The sequence below is a fragment of the Actinoplanes sp. ATCC 53533 genome, from assembly GCF_003947245.1.
The window spans coordinates 1-14,442 of sequence record NZ_QHHV01000079.1 but is presented as its reverse complement, the minus strand read 5'-3'; the positions used below and the strand labels follow the sequence as shown (position 1 = coordinate 14,442).

Here is a 14,442-nt window from a genome sequence, read left to right as displayed (position 1 = left end):
GGTGATGGGCGCGCTACTACTCCCGGTGATGCTCGTAGCCGGGTGGCAGGACCGACCGCAGTGGCCGGCGTTGCTGCTGTGGCTGGTCCCGATCGTGGAACCTCCGACCGCCGGCTGGGCCGAGCCGGTCACCGGCGTGTTGTGGTACCTGGTCGCGTACCTATGGCTGGTGCTGCTCTCACCGTTACTGCTTCGGTGCTACCAACGTGCCCGCTTGATGACCGTGGGCACCCCGATCGCCGGGCTGGCCACTTTGGAGAACGCGCCGCCGATCCTGGGGGAGGCACTCGGCTCTGCCGCCACCGACGTGCTGACCTTCATGTCCTGCTGGGTGCTCGGCTTCGCGCACCGCGGCGGCGACCTCAAGCGCATCCACTTGGGCGTGCTGATACCCCTGGCAGCGACGCTGGTGGGAGCCGGACTGGCCTGGGAGATCACCCATCCAGGTGACGACGGCGTCGACCTGTCCGCGGAACCGGTGGCATACGCCGTCTACTCGGTGGGATTCGTGCTGCTGCTGTTGCGGGTCAGCCCCACCATGCAATGGTTGAACCGGCGCAGGTTTCTCAACGGCTTCGTCAACCTGTGCAACGCCCGGGCCGTCACTATCTATCTGTGGCACAACACGGCGATCACGCTGTGTTTCACCGTCGGATCGGCGATCGCTGTGGACCGGGTGGGGCCGCACTTCGAGATGGCCGCGTTCTTCGCCGTCGCCCTCGTCCTACTCGGGGGTTTCATCGTGGTGCTCGGCTGGGTCGAGGACGTCGCCGCCCGCCGGCCTGTGCGACTGCTGCCGTGGAGCAAGGTCCCGTCGAGCAGACCGCGACCGGTGACTCCGGAGTGGTCCGGGCCGATCTGGTTCTAACCGCAGTCCCCCGCGCGGGGGTGGAGGTCACCGAACCGCGGTGACCGGCCGGTTTCCAGGTCTGCCCCGTCCGGGTGAGTCCGGTCCTGTAGCGGTCCCGGTACGCTGCGGAAAGGGCACATGCGAGGTGAATGCGACGGTGCGGCGCGGCTACCTGCGGACCGAGAGCGCGGCTGATCTGTTCGCCGCGGGGTCAGCGCTGGCCGTGGGCGTAGCCGGCTGGCTGGTCGCGCACACGGTCAATTTCTGGGTGCTCGCGCACAGCTATGACGGCGCGCTGAGCCCGGCCGCGCGGCACCTGCATGCGGTGCGGGCCGGGGAGGCGGTGGTCGCGGGTTGTCTCGTGGCGGCCGCGGTCCTGGCGGTCGCCGTGGCCGTCGGATTCCTGCATGGCCGTCGCCGCTCCACCGCGGTTCATCTGGCGGTGGGTTCGTCGGTGGTCGCCTTCCTGGCGGCCGATGCGGTGGAGCATGCCCTGCTCGGGCTCGGCCCGACGCCTCCGGCCGTTCTGCTGGCCGGCGCGTTCCTGCACGCCCTGTTCGGTGCGGGCAGTTCCCTGGTGTGGTTGCGCCTCGTGCTCCGCGTCCGGGTGGCGACGAGGTCACCGGTCCACCCGGTGTCGGCCGCAGCGCGGCCGGTCCGGGCCCGGCGACGGCCCGAGCGGTGCCGGCTCCTGCTCTGCTCGTACGCGGTGGCCGGCCGCGCGCCGCCGCCCTGCTGACGCGATCCACTCACCGTTCCGCCCGGCGCACCACGGCGGAACTACCCATGGTGCCGTGTCCTGCGGTCAGCGCAGCAAAGACCCAGGACATGGCGATGTCGGCCCAGCGTCGGCGTACGTCACGGTGGGCCCTTCGTGACCTCATCCGGCGGTGACAGGCCGCCGTCACTCTCACGGTCCGCGGCCCTACGCGCCGCGGAGAGGGAGTCAGCATGCAGCAACAACTCGGACCCGGCCTCGTGCGCCGGGTGCAGATCCTGGTGCGCCGGCGGGCAGAGACGTTCACCCGCTCGGTGCGCCAGGCACACACGGACGCGGGCGCGACCGCGGCGGTACGGGAAGGCCTGGCCCTGCTCGGTGAACTGGCCGCCCGGCCCGTGCGGCTACGCCGGGAACGCCGCCTCGACCAGCGTCTCGGTATCAACACCGCAGGCGATACCAGCCCCGGCTCGCGCGGTCCTGGAATCAGTCAGGCCTTCGACGACGCCGTGGCGTACTCACCGGTCCCGATCCACCACTTCAAGAAACTGCTCCGGCATCTACCGATCGCCAGGCCGGCCGGGTTCGCATTCGTCGACCTCGGATGCGGCAAGGGCCGCACCTTAATCCTCGCCGCCGAGCACGGGTTCCGCCCGGTCATCGGCGTCGAACTCGACCCCCGATTGGCCGGCCTGGCACGGGACACCATCCGGGCCGCCGGGACGGCGGACATCACGGTGATCGGCGGTGACGTCGTCGACTACGAATTCCCTGCTATTCCGGCGGTGGTTTTCCTGTTCAATCCGTTCGGCGCGGACACGCTACGCGCCACTGTCGCCAATCTGGAGCAGTCGTTGAAGCAGGCGCCGCGACAACTGTTCGTGGCCTACTTCAACGCGGTCCACCGTGACGTCCTGGACGACAGCCCCGTGTTACGGCCAGTGGCCCGCACGCGACACGGGGCGGTGTACGAGGCCGTCTGAAGATGACCGAGCGCCGTCCGGTGATGCACCGGGCGGTGCTGCGCCACTCACAACTTCCGCAGCGCGTCCAAGTCGAAGGTGGTGCAAACGACTTCGGTCTGGAAGGCGTGCACCGCCATGACCGGCCGGCCTGGCCGACGCGCCGAGGGCCGGCCGCACAACGCCGACGATGAACAGCGAGTGCGTCGTCCATGACGGGATGGGGATACAGTTTCTGCTTTATTCATCGCTGAGTGAACCCTGAGTCTTGCCTGTGAGCCGACGGACGCCCGCCGCACAGGGTCGACCCGCTCGCGGTTAGTACATCGTCTGATGTACTGTCCGGGTGTGGAGACATTGACGCACGGACAGGTCCTGGCCCGCTTCGGTCATGCCCTGTCGGATCCGACCCGGGCACGGCTGTTGCTGGCGCTGCGCGAGCAGCCGGGATATCCGGCGGAACTGGCCGAGCTGCTGGGCACCACCCGGCAGAACCTGTCCAACCACCTGGCCTGCCTGCGCGGCTGCGGCCTGGTCGTGACCGTTCCGGAAGGCCGGCGCACCCGCTACGAGCTGGCCGACGCCCGGATGGCGCACGCCCTGGGTGACCTGCTCGGTCTGGTCCTCGCGGTCGACCCGGCTACGTGCCCGGACGCCGACGAGAAAGGCTGCTGCTGATGAGCCTGCCGCTGATCCAGCTCACCCCGTCCGGGCCCAGCCAGGCGCGCCGCGCCGTGCTGGCCAAGCGGGTGCAGCTGCTGGTCGCCGCCACCATCACCTACAACGTCATCGAAGCCGTCGTCGCGATCACCGCCGGCACCCTGGCCTCGTCGACCGCGCTGATCGGCTTCGGCCTGGACTCGATCATCGAGGTGTCGTCCGCGGCGGCGGTGGCGTGGCAGTTCGCCGGCCGCGACCCCGAAGCGCGGGAGAAGAGGGCGCTGCGCATCATCGCCATCTCGTTCTTCGCCCTGGCCGCGTACGTCACGGTCGAGTCGGTGCGGGCGCTGGTCGGTGGCGCCGAGGCCGAACACTCCAGCGTCGGGCTGGTCCTGGCCGCTGTGTCGCTCGCGGTGATGCCCGGACTGTCGTACGCCCAGCGCCGCGCCGGCCGTGAGCTCGGCTCCCGCACGGCGGTCGCGGACTCCAAGCAGACCCTGCTGTGCACCTACCTGTCCGCCGTACTGCTGGTCGGCCTGGCGGTGAACAGCCTGTTCGGCTGGTCCTGGGCCGACCCGATCGCCGCCCTGGTCATCGCCGCCGTCGCCGTCAAGGAAGGCCGCGAAGCGTGGAAGGGTGACAGCTGCTGCGCCCCGAACGCCGCCCTGCACACCGTCTCGGCCGACGCCGCACCGGCGAAAGCCTGCACCGACGGCTGCTGCGGGCCGGCCGAAGCCGGCGGGCCGCGCTGATGGCCGCCGCCGCCCTGACGATCTACCTGCTCGGCCTCACCCTCGCGTTCGGATGGCGCAGCATCGTGCAGTGGCGCCGCACCGGCGACACGGGTCTGCGCCTCGACGCCGGACCGGTCGGCACGCTGCGATGGTGGGCGAAACTGCTGTTCGTCGTCGCCCTGCTGCTCGGCGCGGCCGGCCCGATCGCCGCGATCGCCGGACTGCCCGCGCTCGACGCATTCGACCATCCCGTCACCCGCGGCGCCGGCCTGATCCTCGCCGTGGCCGGGGTGCTCACCACCCTGGTTTCGCAGCTGCACATGGGCACCTCATGGCGCATCGGCGTCGACCCCGGCGAGCACACCGACCTCGTCACCACCAGGGTGTTCGCGCTGGCCCGCAACCCAATCTTCACCGCGATGACCGCCACCAGCCTCGGCATCACCCTGATGGCACCGAACGTGGTGTCCGTGGCCGCCACCGCGATCCTGGTGATGTCGATCCAACTGCAGGTCCGCGCCGTCGAAGAGCCCTACCTCACCCGCGTGCACGGCGCCGCCTACACCACCTACACCGCCAGAACAGGCCGGTTCCTACCCGGCATCGGCCGCCTCACCGCACCGGCCGGCACCGCACCGCGAGACCGGGAGACCGGCACGCAGAACAACACCCCGCACCCCTGACGCAACACAAAGCCGCTTTCATCAGCCAACAATGCCGAGGAGGACACCACGGGTGCCGACTGCTACGGCGGCGACCGCGACGAGAACACCACCTCACCCCACACCGTGTGGATCATCCCGAGCACCGCCATGCCGCTCGGCTGGGGCGGCCTCGCCGCCGTCCTGCTCACCCGCTAAACCCCGGCGGGCCATTGCCTCACCGATCCGGACCTATCAGCCGGCGACCACGTTCCCGGTGCTACCACCGCCCGGTAAGCCATGCCCTGCCGACTCAGATCTCTCACCGGGGCATCAGGCCGACGACGAGTTCGCGATCCTGTTGCCGAACGTCACCTCCGTGCCGACGTGGCCGAGTGGCCCAGCGTGTCCTGGATGGGATCCGGAAGCCGCTGGACCACGACGGGGTGCCGGTGGTGGGTGGGCGCCGGGATCGGCGTCGCGGTCTTCCCCCAGCACGGCGGTGACGCCAAGGTGCTGCGCCAGCAGGCCGACACGACGTGCACCACCAACCGGGGTCGACGCGGGGTCTGCGTCGCTGGATAGCCGCATTCCGTCAGACGGCGATCCAAAGCCACGGCTCCGGAGACGTCCGGCGCCGGCCTCGGGCTGGGCACTCAACCCCGGCGGTGGCCACGTACGCCATCCGGCGTGGCGCCCGACGCCCGAGGCCGCCGGTCAGTCGATCGTCACTGGCCCGGTAGCCGAGCGCTGGTCGATCTCGGACGTGCGCAGTGTGACCCGTAGTCGCCAGGTCCCGGCTATCGGCAGGTCAAGCTTTCCGATGGCGTGATTGTCGACTGCCTGCGAAAGGGGGACATCGACCGGTTCGATACCGGCTGCGGGCATTGCCGCGGTGGCACCCCATTCCACGACCGGCAAGGGTTTGCCTTCGGGGGTGAACGCGAAAAGGTGCACGGTGTTGGCGCCGGTTCGTGCCGGGAAGATGATGACCCGCACCGAGAGGGTTTCGGTCCGCAGTGTCTGTTCGACCTGCTCGGTGTGGTTCGCAGCCGGGCCCGCGGCGGCGGTGCGAGCCGGAGCGGTTTGCACCAGCACGGCGGTCAGGCTCAGGATCACGGTGGCGATGCCCAACTCGAGCGCGACGACTCGGCGCAGGACAGGCCGGCCGTCGTCCAGCCGGCGCCGCACGAGGCGCCGTGCGCATCCGGCGACCGCGATGACTGTCGCGACCAGGGCCAGCTTGCCCAGCAACAAGCGGCCGTAGGCGGTGGTGAAGAACGCGCCGACCGTGCCGATCTCGATGAGGGCCTGAATGACGCCGGTCATCGCCAACGCGATGACCGCGGTCTCCGCCCATTTCGACCACATCGGCAGGAGCAGCTGCAGTTCGTGGTCGCGAGCGCGGGGAAGCACGAAGGTCACCAGCATCACCAGGCCGCCCAGCCAGATGGCCATCGCGGTGAGATGGATGCTGTCGGTGACCACGGAGACGCTGGGAGCAGGCGACGCGGCCGGGTGGCCGCTCAGCGGCCAGGTCGTGATCGCGACCCCGGCCAGCGCGGCGAGCCGGCCGCGGCTTTTGCTCGACACATCACTGCCGGCGGACAGTATCGGCCGGATGAGGAACGGCGCTATGCACAAAACACCCAGGCGGATGAGCAGAACGACGCCGAAGAGGCTGCCCGGCACGTCCCCGAGACCGTCGATGTCGACATCGGTCAGGTCGCCACCGGTGGTGTACGGCACCTGCAGCCACAGCGCGGCCAGGGTGCTGCCCGCGGTGAGTCCGAGCCCCGTCCATACCAGCCGGGCTGGACCGGACCGGCTCAGGCGGGGCGGCCACAGCAGGAGCAACATCATGATCGGTCCCATGAGCAGTGCCAGCCCGGCATACCCGACCGTCTTGGCAGCCGAGATCGCGGTGCGCACCGATCGCGCAGCGGCCGCAGTCGCGTCCTGCCCGGCAGCGGCTGGCCGCGCTGAGGGAGTTCCCACGGAGTAGGTGAAGGATCCGGCGATCGGGTGGCTGTCCGCCGAGGTGACGCGGTAGCTGACCAGGTAGGTGCCCGTGGCTCGGGTACGCAGGGTGATGGTTACGGTGGCCCCCGCCACGGATGGCTGGCCGTCGTCGGCCCGTGAGTTGTCCGGCGCCAACACCTGGATCCTGCCGGTGACCGGCCGCACCGACTCGGTGAACTGCAGCATCACCTGCTCCGGTGGCTGTGGCACCACGGTGTTTGCGGCTGGATCGCTGCCGCTCAGCACTGCGTGGGCGTACCCAGGCGACGCCGGCAGGGCTACCGCGACGAGCCAACCCAAAGCCAGCCCCGCCAGGGCAGCTCCTGCGCGCAACCGAGCACTGCTAGATACACCGGCGCCCCGGCCGGCACCGTCGGCGACCACGGATACGACCGGCGCTGGGGCGGTCAACGATTCTGGCAATTCGCTTCGCGTCGAGAGAAGCCGGACCACCTGCCGGCACACCGGTAACGCCCAGAGTTGCCGTCGATGGCGGTCCCCGTTGACTGAGGCCCTGGATTCGGCGATCTCGTACACTACCAAACGACAGGACCTACGCGCTCTCGCACCCATGTCCCTCACTTCGTTGAGGTCGCCGGACGGCGGCCTGGACGGGTACGGCCCACCGCGCACCACAGATACGCGAAATGCGGACTCGTGGCCAGTCATGTCCCCCGTCAGGGTGGTCGAGGTTCGGTACGCCCGTCGCTCGGGCCACCCGCGGAAGCCATCCGGCACCAACAACGCCGCGCCAAATGCGACGCCGACCCAAACGGATCACATCGAGGCTGCCGGCCGCATCAACCAGCGTCCTGCCGCTCGCCGTCAGTCGACGCGATGGCCAGGGCGGCCAGGGTCGTGATCAGCTACGAAGCGTGTCAGAGCATGGTAGGAAACGGTTCTGGGCAGTCGGATCGGCGTCATCATTGGTACGTCGCCGTTGGGGTGTCGATTTGAACCCGAAAGGGGACCTTCGAGTAGGAGCGGTAGCGACCAAACCGCTGCCCCCGCCGTCGCGGTCACGTATCAGGTCAACCGCGCCACGGTCGCCGGCGCACCGTCACCCAGATCCGCCCACTGCTCGCCCGCCGCGGCTGCGACATCTCGGCCAGGGTGCGGCTGCACACCCAGGCCGACGTGTTCACCCACGCGCCGCCGAAGGCGTCACCCTGCGCATGGACGCCAACGAGGTTCGGGTTCGCCGGCCACAGTAAGGACGCACCGGCCACATGGCGAGCACACTGTTGGCGATGCGGGATCTTTCGCCTTCATCGAACTGGGGTACAGCAAGGGTCGGACACTCGTTCTGGCCATACAGCTCGGATACAGGCGAGTGATCGGCATTGAGCTCGACCCAGATCTAGTTTGCTGCCGCGAACAGTAACGTCGAGGCTCTGAAAGCCACTCTACCTGAAGGTGCAGAAGTCATTGATGTCGTTGCGGCCGATGCCGCCGAATGTGACTTTCCACTAGCCCCGATCGTGGTCTTTTGTTCAATCCTTTCGGAGACGAAACTCTACCTGCCCTGATCAAGGGGATCGAAAAGTTCGTTGCAGAAATGTCCGATGCCGTCCTTCGTCGCGCACTGCAATCCATGCGTCACAGATTCTCGGATGCGGTCCCGTGTTCCGGCGAGTAGACGACAATCCGCGCTGAAGAGTCTACAATGTTGTTGAAATCGATGATTCATTGCGTAGGTAGGCAGGCCCTCTGCGGTCCCGGCGACCGACGGTGCGTCGGGAGGTCGCCACGAGGTGCGGGTGAAGCCGTGGCCGAGCCCGGGGTCGTGGTGTGACATCATGAGGATCATGACGGCAATGAGCGCCGCTACCGACAGCAGAATTCCAGGGACGAGTGTCCGACACCAAGGGCTCATCCTTGTTTGCCCCTCGTCGAGGATCGGACCAGTGCATGCAGGTTGTCGACTGCTTCATCGAGGTCGGCTAGTGCGCACGCGAGTTGGGCGGCCACTTGCCTGTCAGCCGGGCTGCGCACCGCCGCAAGGGCTGCCGTCTCTACCTGTACCACTGACACGCCGACGAGACGGGCCTGGCCGACGCAGGCGCTCGTCATCCACTTGTCCTTTACTTCGCTGCGCAGGATGAGTAGTTGACGCGTCACGCTGTGAGCGGCGGCGGTGACGCGCTCTGCCAGGTACGGTGTTCTTTCGGCGGCCAGGGAGTTCGGCGATATCTGCCCGGCAGTACGGGCGGCGCCGAGGAATTCACGAGCGAGATGGTCTTCTAGTCCTGTCAACAGTTCGGGTTCGTTGCCATCAGGAATATCGGCGTCGTACGTTGACTGGTCCTCAGTTCGGAGCCCGCTCATGCGCCATGCAATAAACAGCGCGGTGATCAGGGCAAGACTGGCGGCGGCAACGAGGACCACCTCTTCGCTGGTATCGAAGAGTCCATTCATGGTTGGTTCCTATGCGGTCATGCTCGCTGTTGCCGATTCAGGGCGAGGTTGGCAGCTGGCTCGGCATATTACAGAAAGCGGTAGTGGGCGCGAGACACGGCGCGAAGTCGACGGTATCGAGGCGAATTCTTGGCGCGTGGTTGTACCCGAAACGTTGAGATCTTCGTCGCGGTGGCGCCGAAGGAATCGGCCTATGTCCGCAGCACGCCCGTGGTGTTGGCCGAGTTCCCACGGTTTTGTGGCCTGGGCGCATGAGTTGCCGGCCTCAAGTGACGAGCAGGCAGATGTAGCTCGAGTTTGCCCGTGGCGATCAAGGCCCCCGCCACGACTATCAGGAGCAGACAGGCGGCCGCAGCTCCTGGAGTATCCGGGTTGGGTCCTCTGTGAGGGTCGTCTTGCGCAACGGCGCCTCTGTCGAGCGCTGCAGGTGGCCCAACAGCCAACTCACCATCCGAGACCTCTGCGCTACCGGCCGATGGCAGGTCAGCCAACGCATGAACCATGACAGCCGGATTCATGATCGTGGTGATCGATGGCGCGCACTGTGCGGCGTGCAGCATCGTTGTTAGAACCAGTGCCCCAAGGGCCACGATCCAGCCCAACGTCACGCCATGTGAGGCGAGTCGCAGGCTGATCGCGTCACTCACGGCAGCAACTCTACGCACTCGGTCCTGCGTGTCCATGTTCGGGATCACGCCGGATGTAGGGACGACAGCATGCGCTGCGCGAGCTGGCTGATCTGTTGTCCAGTCCGGACACTGCCGCAGTTGACGCGGCGTTCGCTGGCCTACGCACAGCGGACGCGGGGACACGGATGGCACGGACCGCGGTGAGCGCCGGGCAGTTGACCCGCCGTCCACTCGGCGGGCTGCGCACGTCCAGCAGGTAGGCCGCATCCACCCAGCAACATGTCACTCTGAGTACCTGCCGTCTGACCAACTGCTGGCGGTGAGCTATTTCTCCTTGGCGACGACGTCCGGGTTCCCGATGATGAAGTCGGCGAGTTTGTCCTGCTTGACCGCCCGGAACATCTCCATCGTCTTGGGCGTGATCGTCTCGCGTCCGCTGCCGTTGCCGGCGAACGAGCCGTTGTTGCTGCGCAGCAACACGAGGTCGTTGGCGGCCACCCCCTTGAGGGTGAAGATGAAGTCGGCGACCGGCACGCCGCCGGTGTCCAGCACGAACGCCTTGCCGGCGGCCTTGATCAGCGCGTTGACCTTCACCGGGTTGGTGAGCACGCCGCTGGTGCTGGCCTTCTTCGCCATCGCCTTGATGAGCTGCTGCTGGTGGCGTTGGCGGTCGTAGTCGCCGTTCTTGAGGCCGTAGCGCTGCCGGGCGAAGTCGAGGGCCTCCCAGCCCTCCATGTCCCGGCAGCCCTTCTCGTGCCAGATCGGGGTCTGGGATTTGCCGGTCTTGCGGGCCTCGGCCAGATACATCGGCTTGCCGCCCACCTTGACCATGTGCTGCGACTTGACCCGCTGGTCCACGCACATGCGCACGCCGTCCAGGCTGTCGATGACGCCCTTGAAACCGTTGAAGTCGATGATCGCCGCGCCGTCGAAGCTGATGCCGGTCGTGTTCTTCAGCGTCTGCGCCATGAGCTGCGCGCCGCCGGCCCAGCCGCCGCCGTTCTGGGCGCCGTGGAAGAACGCCTCGTTGGCCTTCGTGGTGCCGCCCGGATACTTGCTCTTGGCGAACGCGGGCACCTGGACCTCGGTGTCGCGCGGGATCGAGACCAGGTAAGCCTGGTCGTGGCTCGCCGGGATGTGCAGCATGATGATCGTGTCGGCGCGCAGGTCGTCGACGGCCCAGCGCTTACGCGCGTCCACGCCCATCAGCAGCAGGTCGATGGGGCCCTTGAGGCTGTTGCCGCCCTCAGCCGCCGTCTTCTTGGTGCCGCCCAGCAGGTCGTCCTGGGTGACCGCGCTCGTCGCGCTGCTGACCATCCACTTGGTGCCGACGATGCCGGCGCCGCTGGCCATCATCAGGACCGCGCCGAAGATCAGGGCCATCCGCGCCCAGATCGGGTCCTTCTTGGCCTTCTTCCCGCCCTTCGGCGGCGCGCCGGGCGGGCCCGCCGGGGCGCTGCGCTGGGGTGCCTTGACGGCGTCCCGATCCATCGACGAAGCCCGTCGGGGGGTCTGGACGGTCATGCGCGCTCCAAGCACTCGGGATCCGGGCGGACATCACTGTACGTTCACCTTCCAACTGTTGCGAGACCTTCTCGGTTTCAGCTCAATGACACGCAGTGTTCATCAACGACGCAGGCTGGCGATACCGGCGACCCCCACCGCCTGCCGGAATCCTGCCGAGATCAGCCTTTGCTTGATCGACGGCGTCTTCTTGGTCGACGTCAAAGTCGCCCAGTTCGTCGGCAGCAACCGCCTGACCGCATACAAAGGTGAGAGCCTCTCCCGATCGGAGACGACGGCAGCGGGGCCGGTCAGCAGGGGGGATTCGGTGCCGGTGCGGCTTGCGCGTGCCCCGCTGCCGCTGACTGGAGCGGTTGCCCAGGCCCGGTGCAGGGGCCCGCCAACAGCTCCGGCCAGGACCGGAATCTTGGCCGCGCGCGTTCGCCGGGCATGCCGCCTCCTCGCTGGACCACAACACCGCCACCACCGCCTGGCCGTCCACATCCTGTTCGAGACGATCTGGGTCGGTGGCCTGGTCGCGCTGGTGTTGCACGTCCGGTGGCGCCCTGACGGTCTGGAGGTCGCGGCGAAGCAGAACACCGCGATCGCGGTGTTCTGCTTCGCCGCGGTCGCCATTTCCGGTCAGATCAACGCCTGGCTGCGAGTCGAGTTCCTCGCGAATCTGGCCGGGCAGGGCTAAAATCCCCTGCTGCAGGCCAAGCTGCTCGGCTGGTCGTGCTGGTCGCCACCGGCAGTGGCCTGGCCCGCTACGCGCCGGTGCTGTTCAGCGCGCACATGGTCGTGCACATGCTGCTGGCCATGCTGGCACCCATCCTGCTGGTCCTCGGCGCCCCGATCACCCTCGCGCTGCGGGCGCTGCCGGCGACAACCGACCGGCGCTACCCCGGGGCGCGGGCCTGGATCGTCGCCGCCCTGCACTCGCGGCCGGTGCGGCTGCTCACCAACCCGGTGATCGCCGCGGTGCTCTGGGTCGGTGGCCTGTACGTCATGTACTTCTCCGACGCCTACGAATACGCGCTGCGCAACCATCCCGCGCACCTGGCGCTGTACCTGCACTTCCTGCTGTCCGGGTACCTGTTCTTCGCCGTGCTGATCAGCCCCGACCCACTGCCACGGCGGGTGCCCCACATGGCACGCCTGGTGGTCCTGATGGCCTCCCTGGCGTTCCACGCCTTCTTCGGCGTCACCTGATGAGGCGCAGAGCAATCCTGACGAAGGTTCCCACTCATGTGCTGCAACCGGGCCCGACCCCTCACCGGGCCGGCCCACTTCCCTCATCCGGGGCATCCGTGGCCAGGCCAGCGATGGCAATCATCCCCCTGTCAACGTGCCGCGCGGACGACTCGCCGAGGTCGGCCTCCCTGTTGGTCAAACCGGTACGGCAGACCGCGAGGCCACGGTTCCTGCGGTGGCTCACATGTCGACGAGGCGGCCGTCTGGACCGCCGGCCCGTGTTGGTCCTCCGATGCTGGCTGTGGGTCTGGCGCCGGCTAGCGGGCCGGGTCCGGATCGTCGGTTCAGTGACGAGCGAGAGATAACGCGCTCCCTGCACGATCGGCCGGATCACCGCAGCCGCCCTCATGGTCCTGCACATCGAGCACGGCCGCACCACCGACGACAGGCCGTTACTGAACGTCAGTGGCCGTTACTCGGAATGTCCTACTATCCGCTACCCGTTATCTAATGAGTCCTGAACGGCCCGCCGTAGCTGACGGGGATGCCTACCCGTTACCTGACCGCTGAAGGTCTCCAAAAAGATCGGCACCATGGCTGCCAGGCCGGTGCGTGTTTCATCGTGGATCAAGCCGACTGCGCGGGCGTACGCGTCGAGGTCGTCGATCACGAACAGGTCGCTGGAGTAGTCACCCGGCCAGACCGCGAACAGCCGCGACGTGCCCGCCATCGCCCACTGGTAGGCACCTGCGTCTACACCCTGCGACACGTTGCCATCGTTGCCGACCTCGATGTGACACATCGTGCGCGAACCGTACGGGAAGTCCTTGCCCACCGCCGCGCTGTGCGGTCCACCCATGCAGCCTCCCCTGGCCGTGATGTGACGCATCGGAGTCTATCGGCGCAAAGGTGCGGATCCAGTGCAACCTGGCCTGGTGTCGCACAGCCTGTCCGACAAGGATGGCCAGTCGTCTCGGCCGGGTCCGCCGGTTCGGTAGTCCCGGCGTCAGGTGGACCCGGATGTTCCGCTCGACCTGGGGTGCGTCGAGCGGGTCGTCACGAATGTGCCTGCGTCGACCACGGCGCCGATGATGGCCTGGCCGAGCATGACGGTGTCGAGGACGGCGTCGACACCATCGGGACGCACCGCGCGCAGCGTGTGGACCAGCGACGGTGCGGCGGGCTCGTAGGCATCGGCCCGGCCGCGTTGGTGGCGAACGTGTCGTCCGGGGAGCGGCCGCTGGCGAGGGCCACCAGACCAGACCCCGGCGCACGGCGAGCTTTACGCGCCTGAGTGGTGTGCAAGCTGAAATCCCGTGCTCGGTGTGCTTCCAGAAACCGCGTCGTCGGCAGTGAGGTCCTCGTAGACGCCCATCCGAGGTTCCAGGCGATGCCCCTTTTCGCCGTGGCTCTTGAGCCATCGGCCACGCGGTATATAGCGGCTGCAGCGAGCGCGAATTGATGCTCGGCTGGTCGACCGGCCGAGCATCGGAGTCCGGCGGCGTAGTTCGGATCAGCCAACGGTCCTTCTGCACGAAGGGCAGCTTGGCCCACTCCTGGCCCAGGCCCCAGGTGTGCCTGGCGTAGGTGAGGGCGAGGACGATGGCGCCGACCGCGTAGATGAAGTGGTAGTCGGTGATCGGGTTGGTCGAGCCGCTGGGTTCACCGGCGTTGGTGGTCTGGTCGAGCGGCCACTCGGGGGCCCACATTATGTCCATCATGACGACGGCCGCGGCGGCGACGCGCAGTTGGAGGTCATCGCCGAAGGCATCGAAACCTACGACCAACAGCAAGTGCTCGGCTAGTACGGCAGCCGGTGCGTCCAGTGATTGAGAGGTGATCGTTCAGCGGTCGTGTCTTGGTCTGAAGCTCGTCGTTGCTTGCCGGTGTGAGTCCGGTCCGCCGGGCGGCGTCTGGGCGAGGTCGAGCGCGATGCTGATGATCGTCTGGTAGACGGTCAGCAACGCGTAGACCTCTTGGGTCGATGTCGCTCGGGTGCTGGGAGCGCAGGACCCGACCGTTGAGCATCGACGACTTGATCGACAGGTCGTGGTTTCATTCCGCTGGTGAGGCTGGCTTCTCTGTGGGCGGCCTCGCGACCGGCGTGGCCT

The 14,442-nt window shown here is 67.7% G+C and carries 13 protein-coding genes and 1 pseudogene; 9 read left to right on the top strand and 5 right to left on the bottom strand.

Going from position 1 to position 14,442, the window contains the following annotated elements; genetic code table 11:
* The 7 genes from DMB66_RS25590 to DMB66_RS61370 all read left to right on the top strand — a co-directional run.
* Positions 1 to 868: acyltransferase family protein (locus tag DMB66_RS25590; protein ID WP_148112767.1), on the top strand; the 868-nt coding region annotated here is incomplete at its 5' end.
* Between the two features lie 127 nt (positions 869 to 995).
* Positions 996 to 1,589: a hypothetical protein gene (locus DMB66_RS25585; protein ID WP_125806669.1), complete on the top strand. Its 594-nt coding sequence runs from the start codon at positions 996 to 998 to the stop codon at positions 1,587 to 1,589.
* Positions 1,590 to 1,801: 212 nt separating this feature from the next.
* The gene (locus DMB66_RS25580) at positions 1,802 to 2,551 is read left to right on the top strand and encodes a class I SAM-dependent methyltransferase (RefSeq protein ID WP_125806668.1); all 750 of its coding nucleotides are present in this window, start codon (positions 1,802 to 1,804) and stop codon (positions 2,549 to 2,551) included.
* A gap of 312 nt (positions 2,552 to 2,863) precedes the next feature.
* Complete coding sequence (locus tag DMB66_RS25575; RefSeq protein ID WP_125806667.1) at positions 2,864 to 3,208, top strand: helix-turn-helix transcriptional regulator; 345 nt, start codon at positions 2,864 to 2,866, stop codon at positions 3,206 to 3,208.
* Positions 3,208 to 3,942 carry a cation transporter gene (locus DMB66_RS25570; RefSeq protein WP_125806666.1) on the top strand — a complete coding sequence of 245 codons (735 nt, stop codon included), beginning with the start codon at positions 3,208 to 3,210 and terminating at the stop codon, positions 3,940 to 3,942. Before DMB66_RS25575 ends, DMB66_RS25570 begins: the two co-directional genes overlap by 1 nt.
* The gene (locus DMB66_RS25565; protein WP_125806665.1) at positions 3,942 to 4,607 is read left to right on the top strand and encodes an isoprenylcysteine carboxylmethyltransferase family protein; all 666 of its coding nucleotides are present in this window, start codon (positions 3,942 to 3,944) and stop codon (positions 4,605 to 4,607) included. Before DMB66_RS25570 ends, DMB66_RS25565 begins: the two co-directional genes overlap by 1 nt.
* Before the next feature lie 372 nt (positions 4,608 to 4,979).
* Positions 4,980 to 5,150 (top strand): hypothetical protein, encoded by a 171-nt coding sequence (locus tag DMB66_RS61370; protein WP_158647355.1) that lies wholly within the window; start codon positions 4,980 to 4,982, stop codon positions 5,148 to 5,150.
* Between the two features lie 132 nt (positions 5,151 to 5,282).
* On the opposite strand, the gene DMB66_RS25560 is transcribed toward DMB66_RS61370, so the two are convergent.
* The 3 genes from DMB66_RS25560 to DMB66_RS25550 all read right to left on the bottom strand — a co-directional run bounded on the left by DMB66_RS25560 (position 5,283) and on the right by DMB66_RS25550 (position 11,158).
* The gene (locus DMB66_RS25560) at positions 5,283 to 7,124 is read right to left on the bottom strand and encodes a copper resistance CopC/CopD family protein (protein WP_233624833.1); all 1,842 of its coding nucleotides are present in this window, start codon (positions 7,122 to 7,124) and stop codon (positions 5,283 to 5,285) included.
* 1,335 nt (positions 7,125 to 8,459) lie between these two features.
* Positions 8,460 to 9,005 carry a hypothetical protein gene (locus DMB66_RS25555; RefSeq protein ID WP_125806663.1) on the bottom strand — a complete coding sequence of 182 codons (546 nt, stop codon included), beginning with the start codon at positions 9,003 to 9,005 and terminating at the stop codon, positions 8,460 to 8,462.
* A 953-nt stretch (positions 9,006 to 9,958) separates the two neighbouring features.
* Entirely contained in the window at positions 9,959 to 11,158 is a 1,200-nt protein-coding gene (locus DMB66_RS25550) for an LCP family protein (RefSeq protein ID WP_125806662.1), read from the bottom strand.
* A 172-nt stretch (positions 11,159 to 11,330) separates the two neighbouring features.
* Here DMB66_RS25550 and DMB66_RS25545 point away from each other — a divergent pair, with 172 nt between their 5' ends.
* The gene (locus DMB66_RS25545) at positions 11,331 to 11,837 is read left to right on the top strand and encodes a hypothetical protein (protein ID WP_125806661.1); all 507 of its coding nucleotides are present in this window, start codon (positions 11,331 to 11,333) and stop codon (positions 11,835 to 11,837) included.
* A 32-nt stretch (positions 11,838 to 11,869) separates the two neighbouring features.
* Positions 11,870 to 12,346, top strand: a pseudogene (locus tag DMB66_RS25540) (cytochrome c oxidase assembly protein); the annotation flags it as partial.
* A 481-nt stretch (positions 12,347 to 12,827) separates the two neighbouring features.
* On the opposite strand, the gene DMB66_RS61365 reads toward DMB66_RS25540, so the two are convergent.
* Both DMB66_RS61365 and DMB66_RS61360 read right to left on the bottom strand, forming a co-directional pair.
* On the bottom strand, positions 12,828 to 13,190 hold the full coding sequence (locus tag DMB66_RS61365) for a hypothetical protein (protein WP_158647354.1): 363 nt from the start codon (positions 13,188 to 13,190) through the stop codon (positions 12,828 to 12,830).
* Positions 13,191 to 13,337: 147 nt separating this feature from the next.
* Positions 13,338 to 13,478 carry a hypothetical protein gene (locus DMB66_RS61360; RefSeq protein WP_158647353.1) on the bottom strand — a complete coding sequence of 47 codons (141 nt, stop codon included), beginning with the start codon at positions 13,476 to 13,478 and terminating at the stop codon, positions 13,338 to 13,340.
* Between the last annotated feature and the right edge of the window lie 964 nt (positions 13,479 to 14,442).

What these genes read in the sequence shown, in the direction of transcription:
- DMB66_RS25565 (WP_125806665.1), top strand. Translation starts at nt 3,942, where the DNA reads ATGGCCGCCGCCGCCCTGACGATCTACCTGCTCGGCCTCACCCTCGCG.
- DMB66_RS25570 (WP_125806666.1), top strand. Translation starts at nt 3,208, where the DNA reads ATGAGCCTGCCGCTGATCCAGCTCACCCCGTCCGGGCCCAGCCAGGCG.
- DMB66_RS25580 (WP_125806668.1), top strand. Translation starts at nt 1,802, where the DNA reads ATGCAGCAACAACTCGGACCCGGCCTCGTGCGCCGGGTGCAGATCCTG.
- DMB66_RS61365 (WP_158647354.1), bottom strand. Translation starts at nt 13,190, where the DNA reads ATGGGTGGACCGCACAGCGCGGCGGTGGGCAAGGACTTCCCGTACGGT.
- DMB66_RS25575 (WP_125806667.1), top strand. Translation starts at nt 2,864, where the DNA reads ATGTACTGTCCGGGTGTGGAGACATTGACGCACGGACAGGTCCTGGCC.
- DMB66_RS25550 (WP_125806662.1), bottom strand. Translation starts at nt 11,158, where the DNA reads ATGACCGTCCAGACCCCCCGACGGGCTTCGTCGATGGATCGGGACGCC.
- DMB66_RS25555 (WP_125806663.1), bottom strand. Translation starts at nt 9,005, where the DNA reads ATGAATGGACTCTTCGATACCAGCGAAGAGGTGGTCCTCGTTGCCGCC.
- DMB66_RS61370 (WP_158647355.1), top strand. Translation starts at nt 4,980, where the DNA reads ATGGGATCCGGAAGCCGCTGGACCACGACGGGGTGCCGGTGGTGGGTG.